The following is a 15,418-nucleotide window of genomic DNA, read 5'->3' as shown; positions in this document are numbered from 1 at the left end:
CTGGTGGCAGCCGGCTACGCGTCAGTGCCGTCGCTGCTCTCGTTGCTGGCACCGCACGGGCCGCTGCTCGTATCGCTGAGAATCGTCAGCTTCCCCTCTCGGTCGATCCGTACGAAGAGATTCAGACACGACGGCTCGTTCCAGTCAGCAGGCGTTACCTCGACCGGTTCGCCCTGATCTAATCGCACTGTCACGCGGAACTGTCCGGGCTCGGACGGCCAGTTTCGCTCGAGGGTCATGCCGCCGCTGGCCTCGAGTGCTTCGGTCGCCCACGCTTCGATCTCTCGGTCGAACTCGACGATGACGTCGATCGTGTGGGCCGAGTTCGACAGGTTGTCGACGGTGATGTTACCGAGGCGCGCCCCCTCGGTATCGACCGTCGCGCTTCCGTCGTTCCCGCCGCTATCGTTGGGATCATCGCTATCGTTCTCTTCGTTTCCGTTTTCATCAGTTTTGTCGCCGCCGCCCGTACAGCCGGCGACTGCACCGGTACAGACGGTGCCAGTCGTGGCCAGCAGTCGTCGTCGTGAGAGATCGCTCATCTATCGAAGTGTGTAAGTCAGTATAGTTAACTCTTGTATGCTCCGTCTCGCGTGGCTACCCGATTTACGTCTCCGTCTCTCTCCCGACTGCCACGAGAACGGCGTGCGGTCGGGGTCGGTTACTGCGATTCGGCGTGTGGCGACACGGCGAGGCCCGCAACGTCTCTGATGCCTAACGCTCGCGTCCGCCACGCCCCGTCGCTCCACGCGAGGAAGGCTCCTGCGTCCGTGACGGCGTAGGTGGTCTCGCCGTAGCCGACGCCGACGATTCGCTCGCTCGAGCCGTTGATCTCGTGCCACTCGTCGGCGACGAACTCGTAGACGCCGTCTGCAGCGACTGCGTGGGCGCGGACGAGCTCACCCCGCTCCGAGCGCGGATCGGCGGCAACGGTCTCGAACGACCCCTCCAAGACGTTCATCCAGCCGTTGCCGAGTTTGTAGAGGCCGTCCGCGGTGGCGGCCAAGGGAATGCCGGTGGCCGAGACGTCACGCACGGCCGACAGGCCGGCGTGTGTGAGACCGTCGTCGCCGACCCGGTAGACGCCGTCGTCGGTGCCCACGAGGTCGCCGTCGATCGCGCACACCGTCGGCTCGAGGTCGTCTGTGAGGAAGGTCCATTCGCCGTCCCCGACCGCGCGGCGTGCGACGCGACCGTCGGGCCCGGCTGCGAGCAGGGTACCGTCGTCGAAACCGACGGCGACCGCCGGGCCGAAGCCCGTTTCGACGAACGATTCGTCGTCGGTGACGATCGGTGTGTTGCCATCGCGGTCGGATTCGGAGACCTCCTCGAGTGCGAGGACGCGAACGTCGTCTTCGGTCGCGACGGCGACGGTCTCGTGGCTGGCTGCGACGTCTCGAGCCCCACAGCGTGCACAGAGGCCGAACTCGCCGACGGTGTCGCCGGCGACCCGGACGCGAACGACGCCAATCGCACTCGCGACGTAGGCTGTGATCGCCCCTTGCCGGTCGCCGTAGACGCGTTTTTCCTCGATCGATTGCATACAGGAACGTGAGAGGGATGGGCCGAAAACGTTCCGCCCTCAGTCGAGAGGTCGTATTGCGGAATCCCTTTGAGGAGTCCGGCCGGACTAGCGCGTGATGCAAGTCTTCGGATCGAGTGGGACGCGGGGCGTCGCCAACGAAGAGCTGACGCCCGCGTTCGTCCTCCGCGTCGCGAAAGCGGCGGGGACGGCTTGGGGAGCTGATCACGGAGGGGGACGGGTCGGGATCGCTCGCGATACCCGCTATACCGGACGGATGCTGGCCGACGCGGCTGCCAGCGGGCTCGCGAGTACGGGTGCTGATGTCGATCGCCTCGGGATCGCCCCCACGCCGGGGGCACAGGCCTACGCCGAGCGCGAGGGCGTCCCGGTCGTGATGATCACCGCGTCGCACAACCCGCCGCCGTACAACGGCGTCAAACTCGTCGGCCCTGACGGCGTCGAACTCTCCGTCGCGGCGCTTGAGGAGATCGAGGAGACGCTGCTCGCCGAATCGTTCAGCGTCGCCCCGTGGGACGAGACGGGACGCGTTCGCGAGATCGACGGCGTCGGACGGGCCTATGTCGATGAACTGCTCGCGGCGACCGACCGGGGGGCAATCGCCGACGCTGACCTCACCGTTGCACTCGATCCGGGCCACGGCGCGGGCTCGCTGACCAGCCCCGAGTTCTTCCGAAAATTAGGCTGTCGCGTCGTCACCGTTAACAGCCAGCCCGATGGCCACTTCCCCGGTCGCGATCCCGAACCCGTCCCCGACAACCTCACCGATCTGGGCCGCCTCGTCCGTGCGACCGACGCCGATGTCGGCGTTGCTCACGACGGCGACGCCGACCGGGCTATCTTCTTCGACGAACACGGCGAATACGTCGAGGGCGACGCCACCCTCGCCGCGCTCGCAGCCGCCGAACTCGAGGCTGGCGACACGACCGTTTCGGCGGTCAACGTCTCTCAGCGGCTCGTCGACGTCGTCACCGACGTCGGGGCCGACCTCGAGCTCACCCCGATCGGCTCGACGAACATCATCACCCGCATTCAGGAACTCGAGGCAAACGGCAGACACGTGCCGATCGCCGGCGAGGGCAACGGCGGGATCTTCTTCCCCGACTATCGGCTCTCGCGGGACGGGGCCTACACGGCCGCGCGCTTCCTCGAGTTAGTCGCCGAGAAGCCGGTCAGCGAACTCGTCGCGCCCTACGACGGCTACGTCAACGTCCGTCACAACGTCGATTACGAGTCGACAGCCGAACGCGATGCGATGCTCGATGCGGCGGCCAATCAGGCCCAGGCCGCCGACGCCGACCTCAACACCCGCGACGGCTACCGGCTGGATTATGGCGACGCGTGGGTGCTGGCTCGTCCCTCCGGCACCGAACCGCTCGTCCGAATCTATGCCGAAGCCCGCGACGGCGACCGCGCCGAGACCCTCGCTGGCGACATGTACGAGGCGCTGACCGCTGCGAAAGCCGACGCATAAGCTGGTTCGGGTGCGTGGGTCGTTACACCCGTTCGATCACGACGAGGTCCACTCTCTGAGTTCGCCGTCGACGACGACCCGATCCCCGACGTCGTCGAACGTGACGCCGCCGTACGCGACACGACTTCCCGGACCCACGTAGACGCCTACAGTGCCACAGTCGGCTGCGCGAGCGGTCGTGAGCGTCGCGTCGACGTTCTCTCTGAATCGGAACGACTGGTGGTCCGCGCCCGTCGCGGTCACGCCGCTGAGTTTCAGGTCGGCCATGTCGTCGAAGATGATCGCGTTCGTAAACGGCCCGTCGACGGTGACATTTGCTATCGCAGCGCCGTCGAAGCCGGCTGCGTACAGCCCCGAGCCGCTGGCGACATCGCCGTCCGTGGTCCTGATCGTGACGTTGCTGATCGTCAACCTCCGACGACCGTCCGCGACGTGTCCCAGGGTGATCCCGCGTGCGTTCTCGAGACACGAGACGCCATCGATCGTCAGGTCTGCGACCGTCTCGTCCGGATCGGCTCTGATCGCCGTGTACTGACAGCCGGTGATGGTTCCGTCCGTAATGGTAATCGACTCGTTCGTCCCGCGGTGAAGGTGGACGCCGTAGTCCGGGTCGTTCGCCGGGTCGATCTCGAAGTTCGTGAGCGTACAATTCCTGGTCGGCGTCCCGTCGTCCGCGACGAGCATGTCGTCGCTGCCGTCCCACACACTGTTCCAGCCCGTCCCCGGCTGCTGGCTGTCGAACTGCACCGGCGCGTCCGAGTCGCCGTCGCCGCCGCGGGTCGCCCAGTAGCCGTCCACGACGACGTTTTTCGACGAGACGACGTCGATGTGGTGGTAGTGAATGCGGTCGCCGTAGATCCGCTCTAACCGGACGTTCTCCGCGTGGGCGGGCATGATCCCCGTCGACTCCGGCGAATCGATCCGGACGTTGCAGACCTCCCAGTTCGACGCGCCGTCGTATCCCGGCTCGTCGTAGCCCATATTCGAGAGCAGCGCCCGCCCGTTCTCACCGTCGGGGCGGATCCCGACGAGAACGGTCGCACGGCCCGCACCGAGTATGATCGTGTCGTCGCCGATCAGCGGCGTCCGCTCGAGCAGATAGCGCCCCGGCGGGAAATATACGATCCCGCCGCCGGCTTCGGCGACCGTCTCGAGGAGGTCGGTGACGGCATCGCCGACTTCGGTCGTCCCGTCGCCCTCGATGCCGTGGGCCTCGACGTTCCAGACGGGGGTTTCTTCGGTGCGAGCGTGGGCGATCTGGGCAGCTTCGAAGTGACTCGTTCCCGGGACCGGCTGCTCATCACTTCCGCGCCCGCTGAAATAGGTCCAGTCGTCGCTTGCGGCGTCCCAGCGCCAGGTGATCCCCTGGTCGGTCGCGTGATACAGTTCGTCGTCGTACTCGCCGGTCGCCGGTCGCTCGGCGATCGGCCCGCGGACGATCGCGTGTGCGTCGATCGCCTCGACCGCATCGGTGTGGTCCCACTGTTCGCCCTGCTCGTACGTCCCGAGTCCGAGACGTGGCGTGTGATCGACCATGCTCACTCGCTCCCGTACGCGTCTCCGTACGCCGCGCCGTAGCCGGATGTGGTAGCCATGCTATCCGTACAGCCGGCAACCATGAGCATCCCAGATGTTGCGATGAGAACGTCCCGCCGTCCCGGTCCTGACCCGCTCATGCACTGTGACTCGTCTGCCCGTTTATAAACCGACTGCTCGCGACCGCTTAGTTCGAGCCTTCGAGTCGCCCGTCGATCGCGGCGCTGACAGTGTCCCACGCGTAGTTCTCGAGGAGTTCGCCGTCGACGAAGACGGCTGGCGTTCCGGGGACGCCCCGGTCGTCGCCTGTCTGCTTGTCCGCCTCGACAACTGCTTGGTATGCCTCCTCTTTGGCCGCTGTGGCGACCGTACAGCCGTCGACGCCGTTGTCGTCGGCGACCTCCCGGATGAACTGGTACCCGTCTTCGGTGAGTCGGGATTGTTCCTCGTAGATCCCCTTGGCAAAAGAAAAGAACGTCTCGGCGTCGGTTCGATCTTGTACTGCGCGGGCGGCCGAGGCAGCACGCCACGACCAGTTTTCATCGACGGGGATCGGGTAGTCGAAATACCGATAGCGGATGTCTCCGGGCTCGATGTAGTTCGATTCGATCTGCGGATAGACGGTTGTGGTGAACCTCGCACAGTGGCCACAGGCGAAATCCTCGAAGACGTCGACGGTGACGGGGGCGTCTTCCGGGCCCAGTGTCGGGTGGGGCAGCGAATCGACCGTTTCGACCGCTTCGCCGTCGCAGTCGTCGGGAAGCGATCCGCCGCCGAAACCGCCGAGACAGCCGGCCGTGGTCGACAGCGTGAGCGTGCCACCAAGTGCAACGAGGGTTGACCGCCGCGTCGTTCGCATAGTCGGGCGAACGGCCCAGCGATATATATACGATGCCGTTCGGCAACGCGCGCAGCACCGCTTACCATCGTAGCCACTGACCGTCAGTGCGCACCTGATCGCACGACGGCTGTGCGGTCAGTGTGTAAACAGTTTCAGTTGTTACTAGAGAGCGGATCGTCGACCGCGAGCGCGTCCTCGAGTCGCTCCCGTTCGGCCCGCAACGTCTCGAGTTCGTCGGCGACGCGACCGTCGGCCAGCCGCTCGCGTTCGGTGGGCGTCAGCTGTGCGACGGCCTGGGCTGCGGTCTGCAAGCGGTCGTAGTCGCGGTTGGTCGCGAGCAGTCGCACCTCGCGTAAGGCTGCGACGACGTCCTCGTCGCCGACGCGTGCGACGAACGGTTGGTACTCCCGTGTTCGACATCGCAGGGCCCCCTCGGGCTCGGGCGGCCAGTCGACCGTCAGCGCCCCGGCGTCGATCCCTTCGAGGTAGGTCTGCTGTGTGGCGACGGTGCGTTTGAGCTCGTCCGCGCTCTCGACGTAATGCGAGAGCTTCGAGCGGGAGTAGTCGGCGTACTCGAGCAACTCGGGGATCGTGTACTCGCCTGCTGGCGTCTCACGGACGTACGCCAGCAGGTCGTCGGGCGGGCGCTCGTAGGTCACGAACGGATACCACTGGCTTCGCTCGATGAGATCGAACACCTCGCGGGCGCTCGTCTCGAGGCGATAGGCTTCGAACGCCTCGCGGATCGCCTCGTTGTAGTCCTCGATCGGCTCACGAAGTCGCTCGACCGGGGCGTCGAGATCCGCATCCGCGAGTTCGAGCAGCCGCTCGCGCTCGTCGATCTCGTCGTCGAGCGTTCGCAGCCGTTTGTTCGCGGCTTTGCGGGCCTCCGCCAGCGCCTCGCGGGCAGCCTCGCGTTCGTCGAGCATGTCCGCGTATTTTGCTGCCGGCTTGAGAGCGTCGTGGGCCCGTTCGAAATCGGTTTCGCTGAGTCGGCGTTTGTCGATCGCCTCGAGGGCGTCCTCGAAGGCCGCGCGCTCAGGGAGGTCCTCGTCGAGCTCGGAGACCAGCCCGTCGAATTTCCCCTCGAGCTCGATATACGCCTGAAAGTTCTCCTTGCCGGTCCCGGTCGCGCGGTCGACGTAGTCCTCGAGTAGGTCGGTCGCGTTTCGATAGGCGGTTGCAACCTCCTCGACGGTGTCCGCGCCGTGATCATCGATCCGCGTCTCGATCGTCTCGAGGCGGTCGCGGGCGGCCTCGAGGGTCTCGAGCGGTGTCGGGTCGTCGCTACTGCTGGCGTCGGAGCGGGCGTCGGCGGGCGGGACGCGCTCGCTCATCGGTTACTCGTAGACGGCGTCCGGGTCGAACACTTGCTCGCCGACGTTCTCGCCCTCGATCGTCCGGTAGAAACACGACCGGTGGCCGGTGTGACACGCGCCGCCTTCCTGGTCGACCAGATACAACAGGGTGTCGGCGTCGCAGTCGACGCGGATCTCCTGAACGTCTTGCACGTGGCCGCTCGTCGCCCCTTTCTCCCACAACTCGTCGCGGCTTCGCGAATAGTAGTGAGCGCGGCCAGTCTCGCGCGTTCGCTCGAGCGCCTCCGGCGAGACGTACGCGAGCATGAGGACCTCGCCGGTATCGGCGTCCTGTGCCACGGCGGGGACGAGCCCGTCCTCGCCGAAGTCGACTGCAACGTCGTCGGTCATACTCGAGACGTTGGTCGTCCGAGCGATAGGTCTTTTGCCACCGGCTGTCGTTCGGCGAAAAAGAGCGCGTATGCTGCGTGTGTCGCCTCGCTCTCGCGGTTAGTTCTGTCCGTTCAGCGTGATGTCGCTGACGCCGATGACGCGCTCGTCGTCCTCGAGTTCCGCTTTCGCTTCTGCGGGGACCTCGCTGTCGACGTTGTAGACGGTCAGTGCTTCGCCGCCGATGGTCTCGCGGGCGTTGAACATGCCGGCGATGTTGACGTCGTGGGCGCCCATGACGGAGCCGATGAGGCCGATGACGCCGGGTTCGTCGGTGTTGCGCGTGATGACCATCCGACCGTGGGGGATGGCGTCGACGCGGTAGCCGTCGATGCGGACGATCCGCGGGTCGTCACCCGCAAAGAGGGTGCCGTCGACGGACACTTCGTCGTCGTCGTTGCTGACGGTCACCGAAATCAGGCTCTGGAAGTCCTCGGCCTGGCGTGTCTTGGACTCGGTGACGTCGACGCCACGATCCTCTGCGATCTGCGGCGCGTTGACCGCGTTGACCTGCCACTCGAGGGGCTCGAAGACGCCCTTGAGCGCGCTCGCGGTGACGAACTCGACGTCTTCGTCGGCGATTTCGCCCTCGTAGACGACTTCGACATCCTCGATGCGGCCCTCGAGCAGTTGCGCGGCGACCTTGCCGGCGGTTTCGGCGAGGTCGATGTAGGGCTCGACGCGGGGGAACGCGCTCTCGTCGATCGAGGGGGCGTTCAGGGCGTTGGCGACCGGCTCGCCGGCGATCGCGGCGTTGACCTGCTCTGCGGTCGAGGTCGCGACGTTTTCCTGTGCGGCCTCCGTCGAGGCCCCGAGGTGGGGCGTGACGATGATGTCGTCGTGCTCGAGCAGCGGCGAGTCCGCAGACAGGGGCTCCTCGGCGAAGACGTCCAGTGCCGCACCGGCGACCGTGCCGTCCTCGACTTTGGCGGCGAGTGCGTCCTCCTGAATGATGCCGCCGCGGCCGACGTTGACGATGTAGCCGTCCTCGAGGAGATCGAGTTCGTCAGCGCCGATCATGCCCTCCGTCTCGGGCGTCAGCGGCGTGTGGATGGTGAGGAAGTCGGCGCGCTCGAGACACGGCTCGAAGTCGACGAGTTCGGCACCGAGGCGGTCAGCGCGCTCCTCGGAGATGTAGGGGTCGAAGGCGACGATGTCCATGCCAAGCGAGTCGAGTTTCTTGGCGACCTCCTGACCGACGCGACCGAGGCCGACGACGCCCAGCGTCTTCCCGTTGAGCTCAGCACCGAGGTAGTCGCTTTTGGCCCATTCGCCGTTTTTCAGGCGGATGTGTGCCTGCGGGATCGAGCGGGCAGCCGCGAACGTCATCGCGACGGTGTGCTCGGCGGCTGCGCGCACGTTGCCCTCGGGGGCGTTGGCGACGATGACACCTTCGTCGGTGGCAGCGTCGATGTCGATGTTGTCGACGCCGATTCCTGCTCGACCAACGATAACCAGTTCCTCGGCGGCCGCGAGGACCTCGTCCGTGACTTCGGTCCCGGAGCGAACGATGAGCCCGTTTGCGTCCGAGACTGCCTCGAGGAGGTCGTCTCCCTCGAGTTCGTAGCCCGTTTCGACCTCGTGGCCGGCGTCTCTGAGTACGTCCAGACCCGCATCCGCGATGGGATCCGTGACGAGAACCTTCATGTGCGAGCAAACCGTGCGGAGCACGTAAACCCTTCCGTTGTGCGCGTGGCCGGCAAAACATACCGCTGTCTCAGATCGTGATCAGTGCAGCGCCAACCACGATCAACGCTGCGCCGACGACGACGCCTTTCGTTACTCGCTCGACGTCGCGCAGGAAGACGGCAGCAAACAGCAGGGTAAACAGCGGCGCGGTTGCGACCAGCGGGTCGACGACGGCGATCCGGCCACCCTCGAGGCCGAGTGCGGTCATCAACGCAAGCATCGCGACGGTCGTCAGCAGGCCGCTGCCCACGAAGTAGCGATACGACGCCCGCGGTTTCGCGAGCGCGTCACGACCACCCCAGGCGAGGACGTACGCCAACAGGGCGACCAGGCCGGCGGTCTCGTTTATCGCAACCGCCTCGAGAGCCGATATCGGCGTCTCGAGCATGCCGTATCGGCGGCTGACGTTCGCGACCGCGAAGGTAGCTGCGGCGGCGATCGGCCACAGCAGGTCGCGGGTGGTCCACCCCGCGAGGTCGCCGCCGCGAGCGGTCGCAAGCAGTGCGAGGCCGGCCACGAGGACGACGATCCCGACGCCGGTGACGGGCCCGAGCGGTTCGCCAAGCGCGACCAGCGCGATCAGCGTCGCGAACAGCGGTCGCGCGCTGAGGATCGCGCTGTTGAGACTCGCGCCCACTCTATCGACGCCGACGAAGATCGTAATTCGCCCGACTGCGGTGCCGACCACGCCCGCGAACGCGAAGACGGCCAGCGTCTCGCCGGTCAGCCCCGCCATAGCCGACCGACCCTCGAGGGCCGCGATGGCGAGCCAGTAACACGTCGAGTCGACGAGTACGACGACCAGCGACGCCTGCACGGCACCGCCGCCCGCGGCCATCCCCCGTTTATCGAAGATCGGCGAGAACCCCCAGAGAACCGCCGGGACTAAGGCGATCGCGACGACCTCGAGCGTCGCCGCGGTCATCGGTCGATCACCGCAGGCTGCTGGCGGTCGTCTTGTACGGACACGTCGGACGCGTTTCCAGTAGCGCGGCGAGAACGTTACGATATCGGTTTGGGGCCCGGAACGTGCCCATATCCGTCCGCAGTCGGCGATGCTATCCGGGGTTCTCGTGACGTGAACTCTCTGCTCAACGTTTTCGGTGTGGAACGTGTAGTGGTACCCATGTACGAACGCATCTTGCTGCCGACCGATGCTGAGGAAGGAACCGAACTCGCCACCGATCACGCCATCGCCGTCGCCGAACACGCCGGGGCCGAACTTCACCTGTTGTACATCGTCGACAGCGATGTCTACAGTTCCTACAGCGGCGACGAGTACGTCCACGAGTTCGAAGGGTTAGAGGCCGCCCTCGAACAGGTCGGCGAGGACGCCCTCGAGTCGGCTGCCGAGGCGGCCGCCGAAGCGGGACTCGAGACGACGACGGTCGTCAGACATGGCTCGCCCCACGAGCAGATCCTCGACTACGCCGACGAGGCAGACGTCGACCTGCTCGTGATGGGCTCGAAAGAACGGTCCGGCGAGTACCGCCAACTACTCGGCAGCGTCACGGACCGCGTCGCGCGGCTGGCCACACGACCGGTGACGATCGTCAAGACGCCGGTCGAGGGTGAGGAGTAGGTTATCGTCGAGCTTCGCGAGTCGAAACCTGAACTGGTTTATCCGGTGACCCACAAGCGGCGAGCAATGACAGTCGTCGCTTTCGACTTCGACGGAACGCTTTCCGACTCCGAAATGACCGTCCTGCTCGGTGACCGCTGTGGCGTCGCCGACGACATGGAATCGATCACCGAGCGCGCGATGAACGACGAGATCGGTTACGCCGAGAGTCTGCGCTCGCGTGCGGCCCTGCTCGAGGGGCTCCCAAAAGCAGAGGCCGAAGCGGCCTTCGACGAGGTCGTCCTCCGTGAGGGCGCTGCCGACCTCATCGCGGAACTGAACGACGCCGGCGTCACGACCGCCATCCTCACCGGCGGATTCGAACGCGGCGTCGCCGCTGCCCTCGAACGAGAGGACGTGTCCGTCGACCACATCGTCTCGAACCGGCTGCCGATCGAGGGAGACGAACTCACCGGCGACGTCGAAGGGCCGCTGATCGAGGGGACCAAGGACGACGCGCTCGAGGACCTCGCCGACGATGTCGGCGTCGACCTCGACGAGACCGTGGCGGTCGGCGACGGCGCTAACGATCTGCCGATGCTCAAAGTGGCCGGGCTGGCGATCGGCTTCGAACCCAAACCGGCGGTCGAACCCTACTGTGACGTCGTCGTCACGTCGATGGACGAGGCCCGCGAGACGCTGGTCGAGGAGACCGTCCTCGCCGAGCCCTGATCGCTCGAGACTAAGCCGTATTTAGCCCGCGTAATAGCCTGTTGTGGTCCCACGACGACGGGTCGACGCGGCTCTCGTCCCGTTCTCCTCGTGGGTTCTATCGCTTCATCAGTGATCGCTGACTCTCAGTGCTAACTGCCCATTTCTCGACCGAGAGAGTTTTAACTCACAATTGAGTAAGTAGCCATGATGATGTGGCAAGACCTCGTATTCATGGCTGGGAGCAGTCTCTCGATCGTCTTTCTCGCACCGACGCTGCGTGACTCGAGTGCGCGTGTCCCCCTCGGCACGAGCCTGCCGTCGATGGGCATCGGGTTCGTTTATGCGACGACGTTTTTCACGCTGGGGATGACCTTCTCCGCTGCGGGTGCGCTTGCGGCCGGGACGATGTGGTCGTTGATCGCGCTGTTCCGTTCGCCACAGGGCGTCTCGATGAAGGTACTCGCCCGCGAAAACCTCGCGCTGTTCGTCTCCGATCTCCAGTACTGGATCACTCGTCGACGCTCGGGCCGCTCGACTGCAGACCAGTACGTTCCACTCGAGGGCGGGTACGGCTCCGGTGACTGAGACGGTCTGCTGTCACAAGTGACCGGCACACCTGCATGACGGGTTGTAGGTGCACCGAATCTAACTGACAGGCGTCTGTCCGAGTTGCGGATCGAAAAAACGGCAGCGTCGGATCGGTCGCCGCTTACCGCTCGTTGACCTTCGCGACGGCCGTATCGATCGCGTCTCGCCACTGGGTTACCAGTCCGCCGACGGCTGCGAGGACGGCGGGAATGACGATGCCGGCAAAGAGGATCGCATCGTTCGTCGACGGACCGAACTCGATGCTCCCGGTGATCTCGCCATCGTCGTTGATGAACTGCCCGCCGTCGAGCGCCGGCACGGTACCCAGATCGTTCATCGAGTTGGCGTTCTCGACCGACACTCCGGCGATCGTTCCCACGAGGGACTGATCGGCGTAGGTGTGTGTCATCAGGAACGCGGCGATCGCTGCGAACACCAGATACGGCGGGACGACCGTCACGGCAGCCTTGACCGCTTCGACGGGGTCGTCAGCACCGGTGTAGCGGGCGACCGCGTATCCGGCGGCGACGACGGACCCGATCGTGGCGACGAACAGCAGCGTATCGGACAGCAAGAACGGGGAGTTGGTTATCGCGGCGACGTTGTTCGGCGCGTCGCCGAGCGTCGCGGCTTCTCCGCTGGCCTCGAATCCGATCCCGAACGTCGAGAGATAGCTCCATCCGGCTGCGACCCACGATGGGACGAGGTCCGTCACCACGACCGTCGGGCTCTCGGTGTTCCCGTCGATGTACGTCTGCGGTGATGTCTGTCCCGCGACCACGACTGTTATCAGGAGATGCGCGAGGTACGTCGCGACCACGGCGATCGCCCCGAACACTGCCCCCTCTTTGATCGGCAGCTCATTGTCGCTTGACTGTGATACGTGCCGTTGTTCGCCCGATTCCTCTTCGTACTCGAGTTGCTCTCCGTCTGACATTACCAACACATAAGTAAGCGTGTTATTATAATTTACGGAACAGTTTGTCACGAGCTCAAATATAATCCGCAGGCGGACGTGTTTAACGTACTGCCAGGGCTAAATATCTCTCGTATATGACAGGAACTATACTATCCTATCTGGAAAATAAACTCGTATGAACGGGCGCGAACTCTCCGGTCTCGTCGGGTTGTTCCGGTGCCGTGTCAGTGATCGAACTGCCGCCGAGGCCGTCCGCGAGCAGATCCGACAGCGGCGGGCCGACGGTTTCGGGCTCGACGAGGAAGGCGTCGTGGCCGTGGTCGGATTCGATGACGTGGTGGGCGACGTCGACGTCAGCCTCGCGTGCCGACTCGGCCAGTGACTCGGCCTGCTCGACGGTGAAGTGCCAGTCGCCGGTAAACGACAGTACGAGGAGTTCGCCCTCGAAGGCCGCCAGCGCGTCGGCGTCGGATTCGTAGCCCGCTGAGAGGTCGAAGTCGTCCATCGCGCGCGTCATGTAGAGGTAGCTGTTGGCGTCGAACCGATCGGTGAACTTGTCGGCCTGATAGTCCAGATAGGACTCGACCTCTCGGTAGGGGAAGAAGGCAGCCGCGGGGTCCGGCGGCTTCTCGCGAACCGTCTCCCGGCCCGCCGATCGGCGACCGAACTTCCGGTCCATCGAGGCCTTCGAGAGGTACATGATGTGGCCGATTTGGCGCGCGCGCGCCAGCCCGTCTTCGGGCTCGGGACCGTCGTAGTAGTGGCCCCCATTCCAGTTGGGATCGGACGTAATTGCCCGCCGGGCAACTGTATCGAGCGCGAGACACTGTGGGTCGAGCTTGGCGGCAGTGGCGACCGCACCTGCCCGTTCGACGTCGTCGGGATACCGTCGGAGCCAATCGAGAACGTTCATGCCGCCGACGCTGCCGCCGATGACGGCGTGCAGCCGGCCGATTCCCAGTTCGTCCAGCAGCCGCCGCTGGGCGCGGGTCCAGTCGCCGATCGTCACCGGTGGAAAGTCGGTACCGTAGGGTTCGCCCGTTTCCGGGTTCTCGCTTGCGGGGCCAGTCGTCCCGTAACACGAGCCGGGCGTGTTCGCACAGATCACGTAGTACTCGCTCGTGTCGACCGCCTTCCCGGGACCGACGACGTCGCCCCACCAGGCGCGGGCCTGGCCTGCGGTCTCGTCGCCGGCGTCCGGCCGACGGGCGACGTGGGCGCTGCCGGTCAGCGCGTGACAGATCAGCACCGCATTGTCGCCGGTAAACTCGCCGTAGGTCTCGTAGGCCACCTCGAGACGCGGGATCGACTCACCCGAGAGGAACTCGAACTCGCCCAGATCGACTGTATCCTTTGTCGTCATTGCCCCTCACCGTCGGATCGACAGGCCTGTGTCGCGGCCTCGATGGCTTGCTCGAGGTCGGCCAGGATGTCCGCGGGGTCCTCGATACCGACCGACATGCGGATCAGGTCTTCGGTGACGCCGGCCTCCTCCCGTTCGTCCGGTGAGAGCTGGCCGTGAGTCGTGCTCGCGGGGTGGATCACCAGCGTCTTCGCGTCGCCGATGTTCGCGAGGAAGGAAGCCAGCTCGACCTCCTCGCAGAAGGCTTTGCCCGCTTCGAAGCCTTCCTCGAGCCCAAACGCGACCATCCCGCCGAAGTCCGCGAGGTATTCCGTGGCGTTGTCGTGGGTCGGATGGGACTCGAGGCCGGGGTGGGTGACCCAGGCGACGTCGTCGTGGTCATCGAGGTACTCCGCGACGATGGCGGCGTTCTCGCAGTGTTTCTCGACGCGGAGCGGCATCGACTCGAGGCCCTGTAAGGTCTGCCAGGCGTCGAACGGCGACTGCTGGTTACCCAGGCTACGTAGCGACCGGAATCGGGCAGTCGCGGCGAACGGTGCATCCGAGAAGTCCCGCGAGAAGTCGACGTCGTGGTAGGCGTGGTTTTGCCCGGCGATTTCGTCGTAGCCGTGCTCGCCCCAGGGGAACGAGCCGCCGTCGACGAGGACACCGCCGACGGTTGTCCCCGAGCCGTGGAGCCACTTGGTCGTCGATTCCCAGACGACGTCGGCCCCGTGCTCGAGGGGCCGACACAGCGCCGGCGTCGCGAACGTGTTGTCGACGACGAGGGGGACGCCGTTGTCGTGGGCGATCTCGGCAACGCGCTCGAAGTCGGGCGTCACGAGCGAGGGGTTGCCGATCGTCTCGACGTGGACAAAGGCGGTGTCCTCGTCGATGGCTTCCTCGTAGGCGTCGTACTCGAGGGTGGGAACGAATTTCGGCTCGATGTTCCGCCGTGTGGCCGTCTTCGAGAAGTAGGTCGATGTTCCGCCGTACGTGTCGGTCGAACAGACGATGTTGTCGCCCGCCTCGGCGAGGATCAGGACTGCAGAGTCGAGCGCGGCCATGCCGCTGCCGGTCGCGACCGCGCCCGCGCCACCCTCGAGTGCGGCGAGACGATCCTCGAGAACTGTAACGGTCGGGTTGGCGATCCGAGAGTAGATGTAGCCGTCGTCCTCGAGCGCGTAGCGGTCGGCGGCAGTGTCGGCGTCCTCGAAGACGTAGGAGGTGGTCTGGTAGATCGGTGGTGCCCTCGCGCCGGTCGTCGGATCGGGAGATTGGCCGGCGTGGACGCTGCGCGTGCCGAGTCCGCGCCCGCCACGCTCGGCGCCGGAGTCGGCCTCGTGCCCGTCGCTCGCGTCGTCGCTCATGTTTAGTATGCATACTGCTCTAGCCACATATGCGTCGCAGTAACGGCAAAAACAGCAGGCTAGAGAATGCTACACACCCACTGCCGACAGTCG

At 65.4% G+C, this 15,418-nt stretch carries 16 protein-coding genes; 4 read left to right on the top strand and 12 right to left on the bottom strand.

Annotation, left to right across the window (positions count from 1 at the left end):
* Window positions 1–14: 14 nt before the first annotated feature.
* Both ACERI1_RS06370 and ACERI1_RS06365 read right to left on the bottom strand, forming a co-directional pair.
* The gene (locus tag ACERI1_RS06370; RefSeq protein ID WP_373617235.1) at window positions 15–542 is read right to left on the bottom strand and encodes a hypothetical protein; all 528 of its coding nucleotides are present in this window, start codon (window positions 540–542) and stop codon (window positions 15–17) included.
* A gap of 119 nt (window positions 543–661) precedes the next feature.
* Window positions 662–1,543: a hypothetical protein gene (locus ACERI1_RS06365; RefSeq protein WP_373617234.1), complete on the bottom strand. Its 882-nt coding sequence runs from the start codon at window positions 1,541–1,543 to the stop codon at window positions 662–664.
* Window positions 1,544–1,640: 97 nt separating this feature from the next.
* Between ACERI1_RS06365 and glmM the strand changes: the two genes are divergently transcribed.
* The gene (gene glmM / locus ACERI1_RS06360) at window positions 1,641–3,017 is read left to right on the top strand and encodes a phosphoglucosamine mutase (protein WP_373617233.1); all 1,377 of its coding nucleotides are present in this window, start codon (window positions 1,641–1,643) and stop codon (window positions 3,015–3,017) included.
* A 36-nt stretch (window positions 3,018–3,053) separates the two neighbouring features.
* Here the strand turns inward: glmM and ACERI1_RS06355 are convergent, their stop codons facing one another.
* The 7 genes from ACERI1_RS06355 to ACERI1_RS06325 form a co-directional block, all read right to left on the bottom strand.
* Window positions 3,054–4,553 (bottom strand): glycosyl hydrolase family 28-related protein, encoded by a 1,500-nt coding sequence (locus ACERI1_RS06355; protein WP_373617232.1) that lies wholly within the window; start codon window positions 4,551–4,553, stop codon window positions 3,054–3,056.
* 2 nt (window positions 4,554–4,555) lie between these two features.
* Window positions 4,556–4,693, bottom strand: coding sequence for a hypothetical protein (locus tag ACERI1_RS06350; RefSeq protein WP_373617231.1), 138 nt, complete (start codon window positions 4,691–4,693; stop codon window positions 4,556–4,558).
* Window positions 4,694–4,740: 47 nt separating this feature from the next.
* Entirely contained in the window at window positions 4,741–5,412 is a 672-nt protein-coding gene (locus ACERI1_RS06345) for a DsbA family protein (RefSeq protein ID WP_373617230.1), read from the bottom strand.
* Between the two features lie 134 nt (window positions 5,413–5,546).
* Entirely contained in the window at window positions 5,547–6,731 is a 1,185-nt protein-coding gene (locus ACERI1_RS06340; RefSeq protein ID WP_373617229.1) for a hypothetical protein, read from the bottom strand.
* A 3-nt stretch (window positions 6,732–6,734) separates the two neighbouring features.
* Window positions 6,735–7,103, bottom strand: coding sequence for a phosphoribosyl-AMP cyclohydrolase (gene hisI, locus ACERI1_RS06335; RefSeq protein WP_373617228.1), 369 nt, complete (start codon window positions 7,101–7,103; stop codon window positions 6,735–6,737).
* Between the two features lie 99 nt (window positions 7,104–7,202).
* Entirely contained in the window at window positions 7,203–8,789 is a 1,587-nt protein-coding gene (serA, locus tag ACERI1_RS06330; protein WP_373617227.1) for a phosphoglycerate dehydrogenase, read from the bottom strand.
* Between the two features lie 70 nt (window positions 8,790–8,859).
* Window positions 8,860–9,756, bottom strand: a complete 897-nt coding sequence (locus ACERI1_RS06325; protein WP_373617226.1) for an EamA family transporter — start codon at window positions 9,754–9,756, stop codon at window positions 8,860–8,862.
* Between the two features lie 201 nt (window positions 9,757–9,957).
* Between ACERI1_RS06325 and ACERI1_RS06320 the strand changes: the two genes are divergently transcribed.
* The 3 genes from ACERI1_RS06320 (at window position 9,958) to ACERI1_RS06310 (ending at window position 11,691) form a co-directional block, all read left to right on the top strand.
* Window positions 9,958–10,413: a universal stress protein gene (locus ACERI1_RS06320; RefSeq protein ID WP_373617224.1), complete on the top strand. Its 456-nt coding sequence runs from the start codon at window positions 9,958–9,960 to the stop codon at window positions 10,411–10,413.
* Between the two features lie 45 nt (window positions 10,414–10,458).
* Window positions 10,459–11,124, top strand: coding sequence for a phosphoserine phosphatase SerB (serB, locus tag ACERI1_RS06315; RefSeq protein WP_373617223.1), 666 nt, complete (start codon window positions 10,459–10,461; stop codon window positions 11,122–11,124).
* 189 nt (window positions 11,125–11,313) lie between these two features.
* Window positions 11,314–11,691, top strand: coding sequence for a hypothetical protein (locus tag ACERI1_RS06310; RefSeq protein WP_373617222.1), 378 nt, complete (start codon window positions 11,314–11,316; stop codon window positions 11,689–11,691).
* A 124-nt stretch (window positions 11,692–11,815) separates the two neighbouring features.
* Here the strand turns inward: ACERI1_RS06310 and ACERI1_RS06305 are convergent, their stop codons facing one another.
* The 3 genes from ACERI1_RS06305 to ACERI1_RS06295 form a co-directional block, all read right to left on the bottom strand.
* Window positions 11,816–12,631 (bottom strand): hypothetical protein, encoded by an 816-nt coding sequence (locus tag ACERI1_RS06305; protein ID WP_373617221.1) that lies wholly within the window; start codon window positions 12,629–12,631, stop codon window positions 11,816–11,818.
* A 136-nt stretch (window positions 12,632–12,767) separates the two neighbouring features.
* Entirely contained in the window at window positions 12,768–13,976 is a 1,209-nt protein-coding gene (gene metX, locus ACERI1_RS06300) for a homoserine O-acetyltransferase (protein ID WP_373617220.1), read from the bottom strand.
* A complete protein-coding gene (locus ACERI1_RS06295) occupies window positions 13,973–15,325 on the bottom strand; it encodes an O-acetylhomoserine aminocarboxypropyltransferase/cysteine synthase family protein (RefSeq protein ID WP_373617219.1) in 1,353 nt (450 codons plus the stop codon). The genes metX and ACERI1_RS06295 overlap by 4 nt, the downstream gene beginning before the upstream one ends.
* Between the last annotated feature and the right edge of the window lie 93 nt (window positions 15,326–15,418).

Source organism: Natrinema sp. HArc-T2 (assembly GCF_041821085.1).
Lineage (GTDB): Archaea > Halobacteriota > Halobacteria > Halobacteriales > Natrialbaceae > Natrinema.
Note: the sequence above shows the minus strand (reverse complement) of the source record. Positions and strands in the feature narration are given on the sequence as shown.

Coding starts and splice junctions, on each gene's coding strand:
- ACERI1_RS06340 (WP_373617229.1), bottom strand. CDS start 6,731: ATGAGCGAGCGCGTCCCGCCCGCCGACGCCCGCTCCGACGCCAGCAGT.
- ACERI1_RS06355 (WP_373617232.1), bottom strand. CDS start 4,553: ATGGTCGATCACACGCCACGTCTCGGACTCGGGACGTACGAGCAGGGC.
- ACERI1_RS06370 (WP_373617235.1), bottom strand. CDS start 542: ATGAGCGATCTCTCACGACGACGACTGCTGGCCACGACTGGCACCGTC.
- serA (WP_373617227.1), bottom strand. CDS start 8,789: ATGAAGGTTCTCGTCACGGATCCCATCGCGGATGCGGGTCTGGACGTA.
- ACERI1_RS06325 (WP_373617226.1), bottom strand. CDS start 9,756: ATGACCGCGGCGACGCTCGAGGTCGTCGCGATCGCCTTAGTCCCGGCG.
- ACERI1_RS06320 (WP_373617224.1), top strand. CDS start 9,958: ATGTACGAACGCATCTTGCTGCCGACCGATGCTGAGGAAGGAACCGAA.
- ACERI1_RS06345 (WP_373617230.1), bottom strand. CDS start 5,412: ATGCGAACGACGCGGCGGTCAACCCTCGTTGCACTTGGTGGCACGCTC.
- glmM (WP_373617233.1), top strand. CDS start 1,641: ATGCAAGTCTTCGGATCGAGTGGGACGCGGGGCGTCGCCAACGAAGAG.
- metX (WP_373617220.1), bottom strand. CDS start 13,976: ATGACGACAAAGGATACAGTCGATCTGGGCGAGTTCGAGTTCCTCTCG.
- hisI (WP_373617228.1), bottom strand. CDS start 7,103: ATGACCGACGACGTTGCAGTCGACTTCGGCGAGGACGGGCTCGTCCCC.
- ACERI1_RS06295 (WP_373617219.1), bottom strand. CDS start 15,325: ATGAGCGACGACGCGAGCGACGGGCACGAGGCCGACTCCGGCGCCGAG.
- ACERI1_RS06365 (WP_373617234.1), bottom strand. CDS start 1,543: ATGCAATCGATCGAGGAAAAACGCGTCTACGGCGACCGGCAAGGGGCG.
- ACERI1_RS06310 (WP_373617222.1), top strand. CDS start 11,314: ATGATGTGGCAAGACCTCGTATTCATGGCTGGGAGCAGTCTCTCGATC.
- ACERI1_RS06305 (WP_373617221.1), bottom strand. CDS start 12,631: ATGTCAGACGGAGAGCAACTCGAGTACGAAGAGGAATCGGGCGAACAA.
- ACERI1_RS06350 (WP_373617231.1), bottom strand. CDS start 4,693: ATGAGCGGGTCAGGACCGGGACGGCGGGACGTTCTCATCGCAACATCT.